Here is a 17,889-nt window from a genome sequence, read left to right on the forward strand (position 1 = left end):
AACCGCTCGCCGACTGCGTCGAGTTACCGAAGTCGGCCCGGGTTTTCCCTTGGGCGGCACCGCTCTTGTCACGCTGAAGACAGGAAGCGGTATCGGCGCGGGAGGTGAGCGCGGTGGTCGGGCGCATCGTGATCGAGGACGTCCGCCCCACGGTGGGGACGGCGGAACACCCGGCGAAGGCGGTGGTCGGCGCGGCCGTGCGGGTGTCGGCCACCGTGTGGGCCGAAGGCACCGAGGCGGTCGCCGCCGCGGTGGTGCTGCGGTGGCCGGACGGTTCCACCCGGCGGACCCGCCTGCAGTCCGACGGCGGTGACCGCTTCGCGGCGACCGTCGTCCCGGACGAACCCGGGGTCTGGACCTTCCGGATCGACGCCTGGAGCGAACCGTGGACCGCCTGGGAGCGGTCGGTCCGGGCCAAGGTCGCCGCCGGGCTCGGGGCGCCCGAGCTGGCCAACGACTTCGAGATCGGCGCGCGGCTGCTCGAACGCGTCGCCTACCGGCCCGACCGCCGCGCCGAGCGGGAGGCGCTGCTCGACGCGGCCACCGCGTTGCGCAACCGGGACCTGCTGGTGCGCGAACGGCTTTCCGCCGCCCTGTCGGACTACGTGCTGCCGGTGATGCGGGAGCACCCCGTGCGGGAACTGTGCACCCGGGGCCGGGTCTGCCAGCTGCGCGTCGACCGCGTGCGCGCCGGTTACGGCGCCTGGTACGAGTTCTTCCCCCGCTCGACCGGCGGGACGGACAGCACCGGCCGCCCGGTGCACGGCACCTTCGCCACCGCGACCGCGCAGCTGGACCGGATCGCCTCGATGGGCTTCGACGTCGTCTACCTGCCGCCGGTGCACCCGATCGGCACGGTGCACCGCAAGGGCCGCAACAACTCCGTGGTCAGCGCGGACGGCGACGTCGGCTCGCCGTGGGCGATCGGCTCGGCCGAGGGCGGGCACGACACGATCGAACCCCGGCTCGGCACCTTCGCCGACTTCGACGCGTTCGTCGCGCGGGCGCGGGAACTCGGCCTGGAGGTCGCGCTCGACCTGGCCCTGCAGTGTGCGCCGGACCACCCGTGGGTGCGCGCGCACCCCCAGTGGTTCAGCACCCTCCCCGACGGCACGATCGCCTGCGCGGAAAACCCGCCGAAACGCTACGAGGACATCCTGCCGCTGAACTTCGACCAGGACCCCGAGGGCCTCTACGCGGAGGTGCGCCGGATCGTCGGCCTGTGGGTGCGGCACGGCGTGCGGATCTTCCGCGTCGACAACCCGCACACCAAGCCACCCGCGTTCTGGCACCGGCTGATCCGGGACGTCCAGGAGGCGCACCCGGACGTGCTGTTCCTCGCCGAGGCGTTCACCCGCCCGGCCCGGCTGTACGGCCTCGCGCGGCTGGGCTTCAGCCAGTCCTACACCTACTTCACCTGGCGCACCACGAAAGCCGAGCTGACGGAGTTCGGCCGGGAGCTGGTCGAGCACGCCGACGAAGCCCGGCCCAACCTGTTCGTCACCACGCCGGACATCCTGCCGGCGGAGCTGCAGACCGGGAACCCGGCGGCGTTCGCCGCGCGGGCCGCGCTGGCCGCGACGCTGTCGCCGACCTGGGGCGTCTACTCGGGTTTCGAGCTGTACGAGCACGAAGCGATCGGGGCGGAGGAGTACCGCGACTCGGAGAAGTACGAGCTGCGGCCGCGGGACTTCGCCGCCGCACTCGCCGAGGGCCGCTCGCTGCAGCCGTGGCTGAGCCGCCTCAACGAGATCCGCCGCGCGCACCCCGCGCTGCAGCAGCTGCGCACCCTGCGGTTCCACCACGTCGACAACGACCACCTCCTCGCCTACTCCAAGACCGATCCGGCGGGCGGGGACACCGTGCTCTGCGTGGTCACGCTCGACCACTGCCACACCCAGGAGGGCACCGTGCACTGGGACTTCGCCGCGCTGGGGCTGGCCCCCGACCACCGCTACACCGTGCACGACGAGGTGAGCGGCGAGCTCTTCGAATGGGGCCGCGACGCCTACGTGAAGCTCGACCCGCACCGGTCGGTGGCCCACATCGGCTCGGTCGGCCCGGCATGATCCCGCCGGTGCGCGCCGATCCCGGCTGGTTCAAGCGGGCGGTGTTCTACGAGGTGCTGGTGCGCGCGTTCAGCGACTCCGACGGCGACGGCGTCGGCGACCTGCGCGGGCTGCTCGGCAAGCTCGACTACCTGCAGTGGCTCGGGGTCGACTGCCTCTGGCTGCCGCCGTTCTACAGCTCGCCGATGCGCGACGGCGGCTACGACATCAGCGACTTCCGCGGCGTGCAGCCGGAGGGCGGCACCGTCGAGGACTTCGTCGAGCTGCTCGACGAAGCGCACCGGCGCGGCCTGCGGATCATCACCGACCTCGTGATGAACCACACCTCCGACGCGCACCCGTGGTTCCAGGAGTCCCGCCGCGACCCCGACGGCCCCTTCGGCGACTTCTACGTGTGGCGGGACGACGACCAGGGCTACCGCGACGCGCGGATCATCTTCGTCGACACCGAGACGTCGAACTGGACGTTCGACCCGGTGCGCGGGCAGTTCTACTGGCACCGGTTCTTCTCCCACCAGCCCGACCTGAACTACGACAACCCCGCGGTCGCCGACGCGATGCTCGACGTCGTGCGGTTCTGGCTGGACCTGGGCATCGACGGCTTCCGGATGGACGCCGTGCCGTACCTGTTCGAGCGCGAGGGCACGAACTGCGAAAACCTGCCCGAGACCCACCGGTTCCTCAAACGGGTCCGGCAGGTGGTCGACGAGGAGTTCCCCGGCCGGGTGCTGCTGGCCGAGGCGAACCAGTGGCCGGCCGACGTCGTCGACTACTTCGGCGACCCGGCCGTCGGCGGCGACGAGTGCCACATGGCGTTCCACTTCCCGCTGATGCCGCGGATCTTCATGGCCGTGCGGCGGGAATCCCGGTTCCCGATCTCGGAGATGCTCGCGCACACGCCGAAGATCCCGTCCGGCTGCCAGTGGGGGATCTTCCTGCGCAACCACGACGAGCTGACCCTGGAGATGGTCACCGACGAAGAGCGCGACTACATGTACGCCGAATACGCCAAGGACCCGCGGATGAAGGCCAACATCGGCATCTGCCGCCGGCTGGCCCCGCTGCTGGACAACGACCGCGACCGGCAGGAGCTGTTCACCGCGCTGCTGCTGTCGCTGCCCGGCTCGCCGGTGCTCTACTACGGCGACGAAATCGGCATGGGCGACAACATCTGGCTCGGCGACCGCGACGGCGTCCGCACGCCGATGCAGTGGAGCCCGGACCGCAGCGCCGGGTTCTCCGGGTGCGATCCCAACCGGGTGTACCTGCCGGTGATCGCCGACCCGGTGTACGGCTACCAGGCGGTCAACGTCGAATCCCAGCTGGCGGGGGAGGCGTCGCTGCTGCACTGGACCCGCCGGATGCTCGAGGTGCGGCGCGCCCATCCCGCGTTCGGCCTCGGCGAGTACAGCGACCTGCACGCCGGCAACCCGGCGGTGCTGGCGTTCCTGCGGCGCCACGTCGGCGACGACGGCGTGGACGACGTCCTGCTGTGCGTCAACAACCTGTCCCGGCACCCGCAGCCGGCCGCGCTGGAGCTGACCGAGTTCGCCGGCCGGCGCCCGGTGGAACTGACCGGTTCGGTGCGCTTCCCGCTGATCGGCGCGGAGCCGTACCCGCTGGTGCTGCCCCGGCACGGGTTCTTCTGGTTCTCGCTGCACGACGAAAGGGGACGCTGATGACCGCCGCCCTCGACGACCGCCTCGGCGCCCTGCTCGGCGACACCGAGCTGGCCCTGCGCACCTGGCTGCCGGAGCAGCAGTGGGCCGGCCACCGGGTGGACCGCGTCCGCCTCCGGGTGCTCGGCCGGTTCACCGACCAGCTCGCCTGGGGCGGCCCCGCCGGCCTGCTCTGCGTGGCGGAGGTGCGCACCGGCGGCGAGGTCGTGCGCTACGGGCTGCCGCTGGGCCTGCGCGCGCCGCGCACGCCGCTGCCCGGCGTCGTCCCCATCATCAGCACCGGCGAGCTGGCCGTGTACGACGCCGCGGCCGACGACCTGCTCACCGCGGAACTGACCGCGTTGATCGGCACGGGCGCGGCCCGCGATCGCGTGCGGTTCGTCCCCCGCCGGCGGGCCGGGCTGGCCCTGGTGCCGCGGCGCGGGCTGACCGGCCGCCCGCCCGCCACCGGGCGGGGCGCCACCTCGGTGGTGCTGGGCGAGCGCTACCTCCTCACGCTGTTCCGCCGGCTCCCCCACCCCGACCTGGAGCTGCACCGTGCGCTCGACGCGGCCGGCAGCCCGCACATCGCCCCGCTGCTCGGCTCGATCGAGGGGGACCTGGACGGTGCTCCGGTCGCCCTCGCCTTGCTGCAGTCTTCCGCCACGGACGCCGTCGACGGCCGGCGCCTGGCGGGGCCGGCCCTCGCCGCGGAGGCGGGCGTCCTCGGCCGGGCGGTCGCGTCGGTGCACCGGACGCTCGCCGAGCGGCTGGGGACGACGCGGTTGCCCTCCGGCGGGCTCGTCCAGCGCGTCCACGGGGATCTGCACCTCGGGAACGTCCTGCGCACGCCGACCCGCTGGCTGCTCGCGGGTTTCGGCGCCGAGGCGGTCGTGCAGTCGCCGCTGCGGGACGTCGCGAGCCTGCTGCGGTCGATCGACCGCACCGGCCTCGACGGCGACGGGACGGCGCGCGACGCGTTCTGCTCCGGTTACGCGGAGGTCGCGGGGGAGGACCCCCGGGCCGGACTGGACGCGGCCGAGGTCACCGGAGGTCTCCGGTGACGGCGCTGAGCCACCGCGACCGGGCGATCCTGCGCGCGGTGGCGGACGGCCGGGCCACCCTCCGTTGCGGCTGCGCGCCGGACCTGTTCGTGGACGGGGTGGCCTGCTGCGACCAGCACGCGGTGCACGAGCTGGCCCGGGCCGGGCTGCTGGGCCCGGTGCGGCCGGGCACGCCCGGGACGGTGGTCCCGGCGGCGCTGACGGAGCTGGGGTCCGTGGTGCTGGACGAGGCGTCGTGACGCGCGCGTCGCTGGGCTGCGCCGCGCGGGGCAAACCAAGGGGAGGACGACATGACGGTACGGCAGGTCGAGTTCCGGTCCGGCGGCGAAACCCTCGCCGGTGACCTCCACCTCCCGCCCGGCGGCGGCCCGCCCCCACCCGCCGTGGTGGTCGCCGGGTCCTGGACCACCGTCAAGGAGCAGATGGCCGGCCGGTACGCCCGCGGTCTCGCCCGGCGCGGGATCGCCGCGCTGGCCTTCGACTTCCGCGGCCACGGCGCCTCCGCCGGGGCTCCGCGCGACGCCGAACTGCCCGACCGGAAGGTCGCCGACCTGGTCGCCGCCGCGGGGTTCCTGCGCCGATGTTCCCTTGTGGACACTGCGAACGTCGGCGGGGCGGGGATCTGCGCCGGCGCCGGGTACCTGGCCGTCGCGGCGGCCGCGGAACCCGCCCTCTTCGGTTCCCTCGCGCTGATCGCCCCCTGGCTGCACGACGCCGAACTCGTCGGCGAGGTCTACGGCGGTGAAGCCGGCGTCGCCGAGCGGATCCGGCGCGGCGAGGCGGCCGCCGCCGAGTTCGCGCGCACCGGGGCCGTCCGGTACGTCCCGGCCGCCAGCACCACCGACCCGGCGGCCGCGATGCCCGGCCCGTTCCGCTACTACCTCGACCCGGCCCGCGGCGCCGTCCCGCAGTGGCCCAACCGGTTCGCCGAGCTGTCCTGGCCGCACTGGCTGCGGTTCGACCCCATCGCCGCCGCGGGCCGCGTCACCGCGCCGGTCGTGCTCGTGCACAGCGAGGACGCGGCCCTGCCCGGCGGCGTCCGGAAGTTCCTCGCGCGGCTGGCCGGTCCGTCCACAGTGCACTGGCTGACCGGCACGCAGTTCGACTTCTACGACGATCCGACCACCGTCGCCGCGGCGCTCGACCTGGCCGCGGCCCACCTGGCCGACAGGAGCACGGAATGACCGCGAACGACCGGCTGGACGTGATCGAGGCGTGCGACAGGTTCGGCTGGTACGCCGACCGCCGCGACTGGACGGCGATGACCGCGCTGCTGGCGGGCTCCGTCCACCTGGACTACCACGCGCTGCACGGCGGCGAGCCGGTGACCGTGCCGGCCGCCGACGCGGTGGCGGGCTGGACGGCGGAGTTCGCCGGGTACGCCACCACCCAGCACCTGATCGGCAACCACGTGGTCGCCCTCGACGGCGACACCGCGGTCTGCCGCTGCCAGGTCCAGGCCACGCACGTGCCCGCCGCCGGCGGCCCGCCGTGGGTGCTCGGCGGCCACTACCGGATGGACCTGCGCCGCACCGGCACCGGCTGGCGGATCACCGCGGTCACGTTCACCCCCGACTGGCAGACCGGCGGGCCGGCGCCGGCCGCCGTCGAGGACACCGGCAGCACCCGGGCCACCGCGCTGGCGTGGTTCGAGCGCGTGTGCGGCGGCGACGTCACGCAGGCCGCGGACCTGCTCGGCGACGACGTCGAGTGGGTCAACTTCGTCGGCGTGCCGGGCCACCACGACTGCATGCCCTGGATCGGCACCTACCACGGCCCGGCCGCCGTGCTGGCCAGCTTCGAGGCGTTCACCTCGGTCTGCGAGGTCAAGCGCAAGGAACTGCGCGGCCTGGTGGTGGACGGCGACCAGGCGGTCGGCATCGTGCACGAGAAGGGCGTCGCCCGCGGCACCGGCGTCGCGTTCGAGATCGAGTACGTCGAATGCCTGACCGTGCGCGGCGGACGGATCGTGCGCTGGAAGTCCTACACCGACCCGTGCTCGATCATCCGCGCGCTGCGGTTCTGACCCCCGGCACGAACGAAGCGGGCGGCCCCCGGAGGGACCGCCCGCTTCCGTTTGTGCCGCTACGCCGAAGCGCCGGCGGCCGTGGCGGTGCGGTCGACCGCCACCACCGGGCTGAGCTGCTGGTACAGCTCGATCAGTTCGCCGCCGGGGCCGCGGACGAACGCGACCCGCACCTCCATCTCCGGTTCGCCGTTGATGAAGACCTGGGTCGGCGCGCCGTCCCAGTCCTCGATCGGGAAGGCGGCGCCGCCGGCGGACAGGCACTTCGTGTACGCCTCGTCGACGTCGTCGACGATCAGCGCGATGTGCTGCAGCGGCCCCGAAATCGACGTGACGTCGTCGCGGCCGCCCGGGAACAGCTCGATGTAGGTGTGGCCGTCCAGTTCGATGTAGACGCCCCGGTCGCAGTAGAGCACCTGACCGGTGTCGCTGGTCGTCTTCGACCACTCGTACGTCTTCGCGAAGCCGAGCCCGTCGCGGTAGAACCGCAGGGATTCGTCGACGTCCTTGCAGAGGATCGCGACGTGCATCAGCGTGGCCGAGCCGGGCGGGCGGGACCAGGGTGCCGACATGGGACTACCTCCTCGGTTGGGTACTGCCTTCGGGGGTGGTGCGGACCGGGGACCCGGGGCCGGGTACCGGGATCAGGAGCGCCGCAGCCAGGCGGCGAGCCCGGCGGGCAGGGTCGCGGCGTCGGCGGCGTCGGCGGTGAGCGCGACGTAGCCGTCGGGGCGCACGAGCGTGGCGTGGGCCGTGTCGTCGGCCGGGAGCACGGTGATCGGCGTGACACTCGCTTCGGCGGCCTCCTTGACCGCGACGGCGTCGGCGGCGGGCGGGATGACCAGCGTCCAGCCGATGCCGGGCGCCATCCCGCGCCGGGGCGCGACCCGCCGTCCCGGGCCGGGCGAGTGCGGGCCCTCCGCACCGGCGTAGCCGATGTGCAGGCCGGCCAGGCGGGTGGCCAGCCACGAGCGGAACGCCGGCAGCTGCGCGACCGAGTCGAGCACCTCGTTGCGCAGCCCGATGCTCGCCGGGTTCGTCTGCGTGGAGATCTCGGTGAGGGTGCCGGTGAACCCGAGCACGCCGGCCGCGACCGGCCGCCGCTCGGCGTCGTAGGTGTCCAGCAGGGCGGGCGCGGCGGTGCCGTCGAGCACCGCGCCCAGCTTCCAGGCGAGGTTCAGCGCGTCCTGGACGCCGGTGTTGAGGCCCTGCCCGCCGACCGGGCTGTGCACGTGCCCGGCGTCGCCGACGAGGAACACCGGGCCCTGCCGGAAGGTGTCGGCCAGCCGCTCGTGCACCCGCCAGTTGGAGGCCATCTTCACCTCGCGCACGCGCCCGCCGGCGGCGCCCGGGCCGCGCGTGTCGATGACCTCCTGGACGTCCTCGCGGGTGGGCACGCCGGCGTCGTCGCCGACCAGCGCCACCACGCGGTAGAGGTCGCCGGGGATCTTCGCCACCGCGCCGAGTCCGCGCGGGGAGAAGTAGAACGTGACGACCTCCTCCTCCGGGCCGTGCCAGTCCATGGTGACCTCGGCCAGCATGAACGTCTGCGGCCGCGCGCCGCCGGGGAAGGCGACGCCGATCCGGTCGCGGACGGTGCTGTGGATGCCGTCGGCGCCGATCACGTACCGGGCGTCGATCGCCCGGACGGTGCCGTCGGAGTCCACAATGGACGCGGTCTTTCCCGGGAAGTTGTCCCGCAGGTCGAGCAGCGACGTGGTGCGGTGCACGGTGCCGCCGAGGGCGGCGTAGCGGTCGGCGAGCACCTCCTCGGTGGTCATCTGCGGGATGCTCAGCGCGTACGGGTAGGGCGTGTCCAGCTCCGCGAACGGGATGGACAGCAGCACCTTTTCCGCGTCGCGGACGGTGAACGTGCGGCCCGGGATGGACCGCGCCACCAGTTCGTCGGCGACGCCGATCGCGGCCAGGGACTCCAGCGTGCGCACGTGCACCGCCGACGCCCGCGAATGCGCTGCGGGGCCCGGCGCGCGGTCGATGACGACGTGGTCGATCCCGAGCGTGCGCAGCGCGCAGCCCATCGTCAGGCCCACCGGCCCGGCGCCGACCACGAGCACGTCGGTGGAGCGGGGTAGTTCTGGGGACAGGGACATGGCGAAACCCTCCTGCGCTCACCCGGCCACCGCGGTGGACGGCGGCTCCTCCAGCGTCGAGCGCGGACCCGTTGGCGGGCAAGGGCGAATGCACGGAGTAGCCCGGCCGGCGCGGGTCCGGCGCGACTTCGGATAGTGCGCGGCGGCGCCTTGCCCGGCGCGGCGCGGGCGCGGTGTGCTGGGGAGCGGAAAGGCCCGGCACACCACAGTAGACACAACGGCCGAAGGATCTCTCATGGCGGACAGCACAAGCACCCGCGCGGTGGTCACGCAATTGTTCTCCGACGTCGCGTCGGGCAACGTCGAGGGCGTGCTCGCCGCCCTCTCCCCGGCGATCGTCTTCGACCTGCCCGGCAACGAGTTCAACACGATCGTGCCCAACCTGCGCGTGTGGCGGGGCAAGGACGAGGTGCTGGAGGCGTTCCGGCTGCGCACGCTCTACGCCGACGTCACCGAGTTCGAGCAGCGGCAGATGGTCGTCGAGGACGACCGGGCGTTCGTCGTCAACTACCAGAAGCTCAAGCACCACCGGACCGGGATGGAGGTGGACTTCGAGTTCGCGATGGTGCTGACCGTCGGCGACGACGGCCTGGTGACGCACTGGCGCGCGTTCTTCGACGCCAGCCCGGAAATCGCGCTGTTCCGCTCCGACATCGACGACCGCCTGCTGGCCGCGGTCCGCGCCGGTGACCGCGAAGAGGCCGGGCGGCTCGTCCGCGACGGCGCCGACCCGAACCGCCGCGACCCCGCCACCGGGCTGACCACCTTCCTGGTGGCCGCCGGCCTCGGGAACGCCGGGGTGGTGCGCGAGCTGGTCGACGCCGGCGCCGACGTGTTCACCACCGACAGCCGCGGCGGCGCGACCGCGCTGCACAAGGCGGTCCAGCGCGGCGACCTGGCGACCGTGCGGGTGCTCGTGGACGCGGGCGCGTTCGTGGACGCGGTGGCCGCGACCACCGGCCACACCCCGCTGATGGACGCGCTCTGGTACAAGTGGCCGCACATCGCCCGGTACCTGCTGGAGCTCGGCGCGGGCGTCAACCTCTCGACGCACTACGGCTTCTCGATGAAGGAGCACTTCGAGTACGAGCTGAACGTCAACAAGCTCGGCAAGGAGAAGCTGCTCGAAGCCGAGCAGGCGCTGAAGGACCGCGCGAAGTCCGATGAGGACGCCGTCGCGGCGCAGCAGCTGATGGCCGCGGTGACCGCGAACGACGTCGAGCGGGTGCGGTCGCTGATCGCCTCCGGTGCCGACGTCGACGCGCGGTACCCGGTGCTCAACGGCTTCAACGACCAGCACACCCCGCTGCTGGTCGCCGCCCGCGACGGGCACGCCGAGATCGCCGGGCTGCTGCTGCGCGGCGGCGCCGACGTCAACGCGACCGAGCCGACGTTCGGGGCGAGCCCGCTGCACAAGGCCGTCTACAACGGACACGCGACGATCACCTCGGCGCTGGCTTCGGCTCCGGGCGCGGACCTGGACTACCAGGGCGCGACCAACGGCTACACCGCGCTGCACGACGCGCTCTGGCACGGCTACGACGACTGCGCGTCGATCCTGCTCGACGCCGGCGCCCGGGTCGACGTCGAGGGGCACGACGGCAAGACCGCGCTCGACATCGCCGCCGAGGTGTTCGGCCCGGACCACACCCTGACCGCCCGCATCCGGTCTCTCTGAGCCACCCGGAAGGAAGCACGCCGATGTTGTTCTACGTCCAGATGAGATGGAACCACGAAGGCCGGATCACCCTCGACGAACTGTGGGACGTCGAGGCCGACGAGGCCGAGCACGCCCAGGAGACCGTCGATTCCGGGTTCTGCGTCGGGATCTGGAAGGTGGCCGCGCAGAAGCGGGTGATCGCGATCATCGACTCGCCGGACGCCGAGGAGCTCGACCGGACCGCGCTCGGGCGGCTGCCGATGCGGGAGTACCTGGAGTTCGAGGCGGTCTGGCCGTTGCGGGACTACCTCGGGTTCGCCGAGGACGTCAAGAAGCGCTACCAGGTCTGAAAATCCGGCGGGAAGGTGGCGAGCACGGTGGTGGCAGCAAGCGACAGCGGCGGCCCGTGGCCCGGCGGGACCGGGGTCGGCGGCGTGAGCGAGGCCGCGGCCCGCGGCGGTGACCGGCACGCGGCCGTCACGGCGGTGCACACGTGGCTGGCCGGCTGCCGGGCCCCGATCGGGCCGGGCGAAGTGGCCCGGTTCCCGTTCGCCCCGGTGCTGCGCCACTACCGGGCGGTGGGCCGCGCCTACGCCGGCGACGAGCTCACCGCCCTGCTGCGGACCGTCCACAGCAGACTGTCCGGGGGCGGCCGCGCGCGGCTCGCGTGGCCGCTGCCGGACTGGCTGCCCAGCACGGCCGACCAGGCGGGCGGCGGATACGACGGCTACCTGGCCGTGCCGCTGCTGGACAGCCCGGCCGGCGCCGACCTGCCGCCGCACCGGGCGGCGGCGGACCTCCTGCGGGCCCTGTCCGCCGACCTGCTCGGGCTGGAGGTCCGCGCCCTCGGGCTCGGGCCGGGCCGGGTGCAGCGGCAGCGGGCCCGGGCCTGCCTCGGCGTGCTGGCGCGGCTGCGGGACGTCCCGCTGCCGCCGCCGTCCGCCGACGAGGACCTCGCCGACCTCGCCGCGACCTGGATCGCGGAGACCGCCGAGACGATCGCGCCACGGGTGCGGGTGGTCACCGAGCTGTCCCTGCTGCCGATGACCCCGCTGCACGACGAGCAGATGTTCGTCCGCTGCCTGCAGCTGTTCGAGACGCTGTACCGGCGCATCGGCGACGCACTGGCGGCGGCCCGGGACGCGCTGGTGAGCCTGGCGGTCGAGCGCGCGCGGGTGCTGGTCGCCGACGCGGCCCGCCTGCTGGCGCTGTCGCCCCCGCTCTACCGGGTGGTGACGACGATGCCGCCGGAGGTGTTCGCGGTGATCCGGGCCCACACGGACGGCCGCAGCGCGATCCAGTCCCGCGGCTTCCGCCGGATCGAGACCCTGTGCGGCGGTTCCCTGCAGGAGGCGGCGCTGCGGGCGGGCGAGCGGCTCGGCGGCGTCGCGACGGCCCGGCTGTGCGCGGACCTGGCGCGGCTGGACGAGGCGTGGTGCGCGATGAAGCGGACGCACTGGGGGATCACGGTGAAGATCATCGGCATGGTGCCGGGCACCGGCGGCACGACGGGCGCGGAGTACCTGCGCCGGGCGGCCGCGGTGCCGTTGTTCCCGGCCCTGTCCGCCCGGCCGCTGGAGGTGCCCGCGTGAGCGGGTACGCCGGCCTGCGCCGGAAGATCATGGGCGCGGTGCTGGCCCAGGCGATCCACGCGGTGACCGAGCTCGGCGTCGTCGACCGGCTCGCGGCCGGCCCCGCCACGGCGGCGGACCTGGCGGCGGAGCTCGGCGCCGACGCCGACGCGCTGACCCGGTTCCTCCGGGCGCTGGCCGGGGAAGGGCTGTTCACCGTGGCGGCGGGGGAGTACGCACTGACCCCGGCCGGGGAGCTGCTGCGCTCGGACGCCCCCGGCTCGCTGCGGCACCTGTCCCGGCTGATGACCGGCGAGGCGTACCGGGTCTGGGAGGAGGCGGCGCTGACCCTGCGCACCGGCAGGCCGGCGTTCGAGCCGGTGTTCGGCGCCCCGCTGTTCGAGTGGCTCGCGGACCGGCCGGAGCGGCAGGCCGAGTTCGACCGGGCGCAGGCCGGGCTGGCCGAGGTGCGCGCGCAGCCGCTGCTGGAGCGGTCGTGGGAGGGTGTCGGGCACGTCGTCGACGTCGGGGGCGGGAACGGGCTGCTGCTCGGCCTGCTGCTGGAGGCGCACCCGTGGCTGCGCGGGACGGTGTTCGACCGGCCGGGGGTGCGTTCGGACGCCGGCGCGGCGGAGCGCTGCCGCCGCGTCGAGGGCGACTTCTTCGTGTCGGTGCCGGAAGGCGGCGACGTGTACCTGCTGGCGCAGATCCTGCACGACTGGGACGACCCACGGGCGGTGGAGATCCTGCGCAGCTGCCGCGCGGCGATGCCGGCGGACGGGCGGCTGCTCGTGCTGGAGCAGGTGATCCCGGAGGACGGCGAGCCGCACCCGGGCCACCTGCTGGACCTGCACATGCTGGTCCTGCTGGGCGGCCGCGAGCGCACCGAGCCCGCCTGGCGGCGGCTCCTGGCGGACGGCGGGTTCGAGGTCCGCAGCGTGACGCCCGGCGAGCGGGCATCGGTGATCGAGGCGGTCCCGGCATGACGGCCGACCCCCGGAGTACGCAAACCGACCCTCCAGGTACGCAGGCCGACCCTCGGGGTACGCAAGCCGACCCTCCAGGTACGCGAGACGTCCTCTCCGACCGGGACCTGATGCCCGGCCGGCTGGTGCCCGACGTCGGCCGCTACCTCGGCGAATACGCCGCACGGACTGCCGCCGCGCGGAGGCGCCGGCACCGGACCCTGCGCTACGGCACCGCCGAACCCGAACTCCTCGACTTCTTCCCGGTGCCGGGCGCCACGCGGGCACCGCTGATGGTGTTCGTCCACGGCGGCTTCTGGCAGGAGTCGGGGCGGCACCAGGCCGCGTTCACCGCCGACGGCTTCCTCGACCGCGGCGTCGCGTTCGCGGCGCTCGGGTACGGGCTGGCCCCGGCCTACCGGCTCGGCGAGATGGCCGCGATGGTCCGCAGGGCGATCCGGCTGCTGACGCACGTCGCCCCGGCACTCGGCATCGACCCGGCGAAAATCCACCTGGCGGGCAGCTCGGCCGGCGCCCACCTGGCCGCGATGGCGCTGCTGCCCGGCGGCGCGCCGGTTGCCGGGGTGACGCTGCTCAGCGGCCTGTACGAGCTCGAACCGCTGATCGGTTCGGCCGTCGACGACGCGTTGGGGCTCTCGGTGATCGAGGCCCGGGAGAACAGCCCGCTGGGCAAGCTGCCGCCGGCGTTGCCCCCGGTGATCCTGGCCCGCGGCGAGCACGAACCGGCCGAGTTCATCCGTCAGCACACCGCGATGGCGGCCACCTTGACCGCGGCCGGCGCCGACGTCACCGACCTCGTCGGCGCCGGCCGCAACCACTTCGACCTGCCTTACGACCTCACGGATCCGGCCACCCCGCTGGGGGCGGCGGTGGCGGGACAGCTCGGGTCCGGCTGCCGAAGGCCGGCCACGCTCACGTGAAGGTCTCAGAGCCGCGCGCGCAGCTCCCAGAGTTCCGGGTAGAACCGCGCATGCTGCCGGGCGGCGAGATGCGCGGCCCCGGTCGTCCCGCCGGTACCCCGCCGACGTCCGATCTGCCGTTGCACCGTCAGCAAATGCCGCCCCTGCCACGCCGCCCAAGCCTGGTCGTGCGCGACGAGCGCCTCGGCGAGCTCCCACAGCGAGTCCCGCTCGGCCGCGATCCGCGCGTACGCCTCGAACCGCTGCTCCTCCGTCGTCACCGGGAAGCCCGCCTTCTCCAGCACCGCCAGGTACCCGTCCCAGAGCGTCGGCTCGGCCGCCCGGCGGCGGAGCCGGGACCGCTCCGCCGCCGTGTACCACGGGCGGTCGAAAGCCCCCTCGTCCCGGGCGCCCGACAGCAGGGCGATTTCGTGGAACTGCGCCGACTGCCCGCCGTTGCCCGTGCCCAGCACCCCGCGGAAGAGCTGGAAGTCCTGCGGGGCCATCGTGTCGAGGACGTCGAACTGGCCCAGCAGCATCCGCTGCACCGCCACCGCCCGCTCCAGCCGACGGCGGGGGACGGGCACTTCGCCGGTCAGCAGCAGGTCCCGGGCGTCCTCGAGCTCGAACAGCAGCTGCTTGAACCACAGCTCGAACGCCTGGTGCACCACCACGAACAGCAGCTCGTCCCGCGCCTGCGGGCCCGCCTGCGGCCGCTGGAGCCCGAGCAGCGCCGGCAGCTGCAGGTATTCCCCGTAGCCCGGCATCAGAATTCCTCCCCGGTGAGCAGCCCGTGCGCCGCGAAGGCGTCCACCGCACCGGGAACCTCGAACACGCCCGCGGACGCGCACATGCGCAGCGAAGCGCGGCAGATCGTGCGGAACCGCTCGTCGTCGGCGCGGTAGCAGTCGTCGGCGACGGCGGCCGCGGTGGCCGCGTCCAGCCCGGCCAGGCGCAGCGACGACCGCACCGGGGCGAGGTCCCAGACCAGGCAGCTCTTCATCAGCTCCGGCAGCGCGAACGCGACCGCCGACCGGGTGCCGGCGTCCAGGCCGTGCCACAGCTCGTGGAAGAACGCGGTGAAGAACCGGTGGTGGCGGCCTTCGTCCTTCGCGTGGTCACGCACCAGGTCCCGGACCGTGGTGACGACCCCGGTGTCGGCCGGGACCTCGTTGAGGATGCTGGTGACGAGCGTTTCGAACACCACGGTCTGCAGCAGCGGCGCGAGATCCGGGTACTCGCGCAGGCTCCCCGCCGCCACCTCGCCGAGCTGGGCGACGAACCCGCCGTAGTCCCAGCGCGGGATGGCGATCCCGGTCGCCGCCGCCACCTGGTCGGCCAGGTCGAGGCTGTAGAGCGAGTGGTAGCCCTCGTCGCAGTACACCTTGAACGCGTCCAGCCGGGTCGGCGTGGCCAGCGGGACGCCGCAGCGGTCGTCGGCGATCAGCTCGGCGCCGCGGTTGACCACCCGGGTCTCCAGGTGGGTCGTCGACAGCAGGAACTGGTACAGGTGCCGGACGGCCAGCTCCCGCCGCTGCTCCGCCGGAAGCCCCGCGACAGCCTCGTGCGCCAGGTACGGCACCAGCCGCTCCGGGAAGAACACCTTGCCCGCGTCGGCGTCGTCGTGCAGCATCCGCCGGACGCCGGTGCGCACGCCGGCCGCCTCGTACCACGCGTCGAGCGGGCCGCGGCTCATCGCGGCACCGCGCCCAGCCGCCGGACGGCTTCCCGCACCAGGGCCGCGTCCGTGGCGAAGCAGAGCCGGAACCAGCCCGGCTCCGGCGAGCCGAACGCCGACCCGGGCAGGACGTTCACCCGCGCCGAGTCCAGGATCCGCTGCCACAGCTCGTGCTCGCCCGGGGTGCCCGGCTCCGCCAGCCACGCGCGCAGGTCGAGCCACACCGAGAAACCCGCGCCCGCCGGCACGTGCGGGACACCGGCCTCCGCCAGCGCGGCCGTGACGCCCGCGTAGGCCGCGGCCAGCCGGGCGCGGGAAGCGTCGAGGTAGCCGCGCACCCAGTCGCCGTCGGCGAGCAGCCCGGCCAGCAGCGCCTGCGTGTCGCTCGACACCGGCGCGAAGTACGCGAGGGCGCGCGCCGCGGCCAGCACCTCGGGGTCCCGGCTGCAGAGCGCGCCCACCTTGAGCCCCGGCAGCCCGAAGTCCTTGGCGAAGCCCCAGACGACGTGCACGCGCGGGCCGCCGTCGAGCACGCTGGTGAACGGCTCCGGGCCGAACACCGAACCGGCGTAGATCTCGTCGGCGACGACGTCGAGGTCGAGCCGGGCGGCCACCTCGAGCAGCTCGCGCAGCACGCCGGCCGGGTGCACGCGGCCGGTCGGGTTGTCGGGGGAGGTCAGCACCAGCGCCCGCACGGTCTCGCCGCGGCGGCGCGCGGCGACCACGGTCTCGGCCACGACGGCCGGGTCGAGCCGGAAGCCGTCGGCGGCCCGCATCGGGGCCGGCAGGAGCCGGGCGCCGGACCGGACCGTGAGCAGCACCTCGAGCGCGCCGTAGTAGGGCGCGGGCACGACGAGCGTGTCGCCCGGGTCGCACAGCACGCTCGCGGCGATGTCGAGGGCGGCGCTGGCCCCGCTGACGACCACCAGCTCGTCGGCGTCCACCGCGGTGAGCAGGAGGCGGGAGAGCTGCGCGGCGGTCGCTTCGCGCAGCTTGCGCGTGCCATGCAGGGGGCCGTACCGGACGTCGGCCGGGGCCAGCCGCCGCGGCGCGGTGACGCGGCCGGCCAGCAGGTCCCAGACCAGCCGGTTCTCCGCGGTACCCAGGTTGAGGAAGCCGCCGGGGTTGGTCACCGGGTGGTACGGGTCCGCTTCGGCGCGCAGGTGGGCCGCGGCGATCGCCGGCACGCGCCCGGCCAGCGCGGCGGCGCGCTTGGCCACCATCAGCAGCCCGCTTCCGGGCCGGTGACCAGACCGGGGTGGACGCCGAGGCCGCGCGAGGCGTCCAGCACCGCGCCGTGCAGCAGGGCCGCCGGCTCCTCGCACAGCCACCAGGTCAGCTCGGCGAGTTCGGCCGGATCGAGCAGCCGGCCGCCGGGCAGCCGGCTGGTCAGCTCCGCCAGCTGCGGCTCGCTCAGCGCGTCGAGCAGGCTCGCGCGCAGCATCGGCGTGTGCGTCGCGCCGGGACAGATCGCGAAGACGTGCACCGGGTCGTGCACGAGCTGCGCGGCGAGGTGGCGGGTCAGGTAGGCCAGCGCCGCCTTGCTCATCCCGTCGGCGATGTCGAACGCGGGGAAGGTGGCGATCCCGCCGCCGACGCTGCAGACGTTGACGATCTTGCCGTAGCCGCGGTCCAGCATGGCCGGCAGCAGCGCCCGGATCATCCACAGTGGACCGGCGCTGTTGATCCGCAGGAACGCCTCGTCGCGCTGTTCCACCGGGCCGTCGACGACGCTCTCGACGGTCTTGGTGCCGACCGCGGCGTTGTTGACCAGGACGTCCACCGGGCCGTGCACCCGCTCCAGCAGCCGCCGGTGGCTTCCGGCGTCGCCCTGGTCCAGCTCGAACGCCTCCGCCTTGCCGCCGGCGCCCGCCACCTCGGCGACCAGCCGCGCGGCCGCGTCCGGGTGGGACCGGTAGGTGAACCAGACCCGGTCGCCGCCGAGCGCGAACCTGCGCACCATCGCCTCGCCCAGGCCGCTCGAACCGCCGGTCACGAGCACTCCACGTCCAGCCATGCCAGGGATTCTCTCGGCGGAACCCCGGTGACCGCACGGATCCGGCGGCTACTTCGTGCGGTCGCGGGCCGACTTGGGGGAGTGTCCGCGCCCCCCTTGCCGCCCGCGCGCGCCGCGCGGTGCCATGGGATCCGGTCACCACGCGCACCG

At 74.1% G+C, this 17,889-nt stretch carries 17 protein-coding genes; 11 read left to right on the top strand and 6 right to left on the bottom strand.

Annotated features, from left to right (window positions below; translation table 11 throughout):
- Nucleotides 1-113: 113 nt before the first annotated feature.
- Genes AB0J55_RS03595 through AB0J55_RS03620 form a run of 6 tightly spaced genes read left to right on the top strand, consistent with a single transcriptional unit; the run spans nucleotide 114 to nucleotide 6,817 of the window.
- Nucleotides 114-2,069, top strand: a complete 1,956-nt coding sequence (locus AB0J55_RS03595) for a maltotransferase domain-containing protein (RefSeq protein ID WP_364242236.1) — start codon at nucleotides 114-116, stop codon at nucleotides 2,067-2,069.
- A complete protein-coding gene (gene treS, locus AB0J55_RS03600) occupies nucleotides 2,066-3,748 on the top strand; it encodes a maltose alpha-D-glucosyltransferase (protein WP_364242239.1) in 1,683 nt (560 codons plus the stop codon). The genes AB0J55_RS03595 and treS overlap by 4 nt, the downstream gene beginning before the upstream one ends.
- Entirely contained in the window at nucleotides 3,748-4,791 is a 1,044-nt protein-coding gene (locus AB0J55_RS03605; protein ID WP_364242242.1) for a phosphotransferase, read from the top strand. Before treS ends, AB0J55_RS03605 begins: the two co-directional genes overlap by 1 nt.
- A complete protein-coding gene (locus tag AB0J55_RS03610) occupies nucleotides 4,788-5,030 on the top strand; it encodes a hypothetical protein (RefSeq protein ID WP_364242245.1) in 243 nt (80 codons plus the stop codon). Before AB0J55_RS03605 ends, AB0J55_RS03610 begins: the two co-directional genes overlap by 4 nt.
- Before the next feature lie 51 nt (nucleotides 5,031-5,081).
- Entirely contained in the window at nucleotides 5,082-5,975 is an 894-nt protein-coding gene (locus tag AB0J55_RS03615) for an alpha/beta fold hydrolase (protein WP_364242248.1), read from the top strand.
- Nucleotides 5,972-6,817: a nuclear transport factor 2 family protein gene (locus AB0J55_RS03620; protein ID WP_364242251.1), complete on the top strand. Its 846-nt coding sequence runs from the start codon at nucleotides 5,972-5,974 to the stop codon at nucleotides 6,815-6,817. Before AB0J55_RS03615 ends, AB0J55_RS03620 begins: the two co-directional genes overlap by 4 nt.
- A 59-nt stretch (nucleotides 6,818-6,876) precedes the next feature.
- On the opposite strand, the gene AB0J55_RS03625 is transcribed toward AB0J55_RS03620, so the two are convergent.
- Both AB0J55_RS03625 and AB0J55_RS03630 read right to left on the bottom strand, forming a co-directional pair.
- Entirely contained in the window at nucleotides 6,877-7,389 is a 513-nt protein-coding gene (locus AB0J55_RS03625) for a VOC family protein (RefSeq protein ID WP_364242253.1), read from the bottom strand.
- A gap of 72 nt (nucleotides 7,390-7,461) precedes the next feature.
- Entirely contained in the window at nucleotides 7,462-8,928 is a 1,467-nt protein-coding gene (locus AB0J55_RS03630) for an FAD-dependent monooxygenase (RefSeq protein ID WP_364242256.1), read from the bottom strand.
- 235 nt (nucleotides 8,929-9,163) lie between these two features.
- On the opposite strand from AB0J55_RS03630, the gene AB0J55_RS03635 reads away from it, so the two are divergent.
- The 5 genes from AB0J55_RS03635 (at nucleotide 9,164) to AB0J55_RS03655 (ending at nucleotide 14,065) form a co-directional block, all read left to right on the top strand.
- Nucleotides 9,164-10,606 carry an ankyrin repeat domain-containing protein gene (locus AB0J55_RS03635; protein ID WP_364242258.1) on the top strand — a complete coding sequence of 481 codons (1,443 nt, stop codon included), beginning with the start codon at nucleotides 9,164-9,166 and terminating at the stop codon, nucleotides 10,604-10,606.
- Between the two features lie 23 nt (nucleotides 10,607-10,629).
- Nucleotides 10,630-10,938, top strand: coding sequence for a muconolactone Delta-isomerase family protein (locus AB0J55_RS03640; RefSeq protein WP_033262363.1), 309 nt, complete (start codon nucleotides 10,630-10,632; stop codon nucleotides 10,936-10,938).
- Between the two features lie 27 nt (nucleotides 10,939-10,965).
- The gene (locus AB0J55_RS03645) at nucleotides 10,966-12,180 is read left to right on the top strand and encodes a hypothetical protein (RefSeq protein ID WP_364242261.1); all 1,215 of its coding nucleotides are present in this window, start codon (nucleotides 10,966-10,968) and stop codon (nucleotides 12,178-12,180) included.
- Complete coding sequence (locus tag AB0J55_RS03650; protein ID WP_364242264.1) at nucleotides 12,177-13,145, top strand: methyltransferase; 969 nt, start codon at nucleotides 12,177-12,179, stop codon at nucleotides 13,143-13,145. The genes AB0J55_RS03645 and AB0J55_RS03650 overlap by 4 nt, the downstream gene beginning before the upstream one ends.
- A gap of 110 nt (nucleotides 13,146-13,255) precedes the next feature.
- The gene (locus tag AB0J55_RS03655) at nucleotides 13,256-14,065 is read left to right on the top strand and encodes an alpha/beta hydrolase (RefSeq protein WP_364242266.1); all 810 of its coding nucleotides are present in this window, start codon (nucleotides 13,256-13,258) and stop codon (nucleotides 14,063-14,065) included.
- Nucleotides 14,066-14,070: 5 nt separating this feature from the next.
- Here AB0J55_RS03655 and AB0J55_RS03660 read toward each other — a convergent pair whose 3' ends face one another.
- The 4 genes from AB0J55_RS03660 to AB0J55_RS03675 are packed head-to-tail and all read right to left on the bottom strand — an operon-like array spanning nucleotide 14,071 to nucleotide 17,739.
- Nucleotides 14,071-14,811, bottom strand: a complete 741-nt coding sequence (locus AB0J55_RS03660; RefSeq protein WP_364242269.1) for a tryptophan 2,3-dioxygenase family protein — start codon at nucleotides 14,809-14,811, stop codon at nucleotides 14,071-14,073.
- Nucleotides 14,811-15,740 carry a diiron oxygenase gene (locus AB0J55_RS03665; RefSeq protein WP_364242272.1) on the bottom strand — a complete coding sequence of 310 codons (930 nt, stop codon included), beginning with the start codon at nucleotides 15,738-15,740 and terminating at the stop codon, nucleotides 14,811-14,813. Before AB0J55_RS03665 ends, AB0J55_RS03660 begins: the two co-directional genes overlap by 1 nt.
- Nucleotides 15,737-16,945, bottom strand: a complete 1,209-nt coding sequence (locus AB0J55_RS03670; RefSeq protein ID WP_364242275.1) for an aminotransferase class I/II-fold pyridoxal phosphate-dependent enzyme — start codon at nucleotides 16,943-16,945, stop codon at nucleotides 15,737-15,739. The genes AB0J55_RS03665 and AB0J55_RS03670 overlap by 4 nt, the downstream gene beginning before the upstream one ends.
- Nucleotides 16,945-17,739 (bottom strand): SDR family oxidoreductase, encoded by a 795-nt coding sequence (locus AB0J55_RS03675; protein WP_364242278.1) that lies wholly within the window; start codon nucleotides 17,737-17,739, stop codon nucleotides 16,945-16,947. Before AB0J55_RS03675 ends, AB0J55_RS03670 begins: the two co-directional genes overlap by 1 nt.
- Nucleotides 17,740-17,889 lie beyond the last annotated feature (150 nt).

The sequence above is a fragment of the Amycolatopsis sp. NPDC049688 genome, assembly GCF_040674975.1.
In the GTDB taxonomy this organism is placed as follows: domain Bacteria; phylum Actinomycetota; class Actinomycetes; order Mycobacteriales; family Pseudonocardiaceae; genus Amycolatopsis.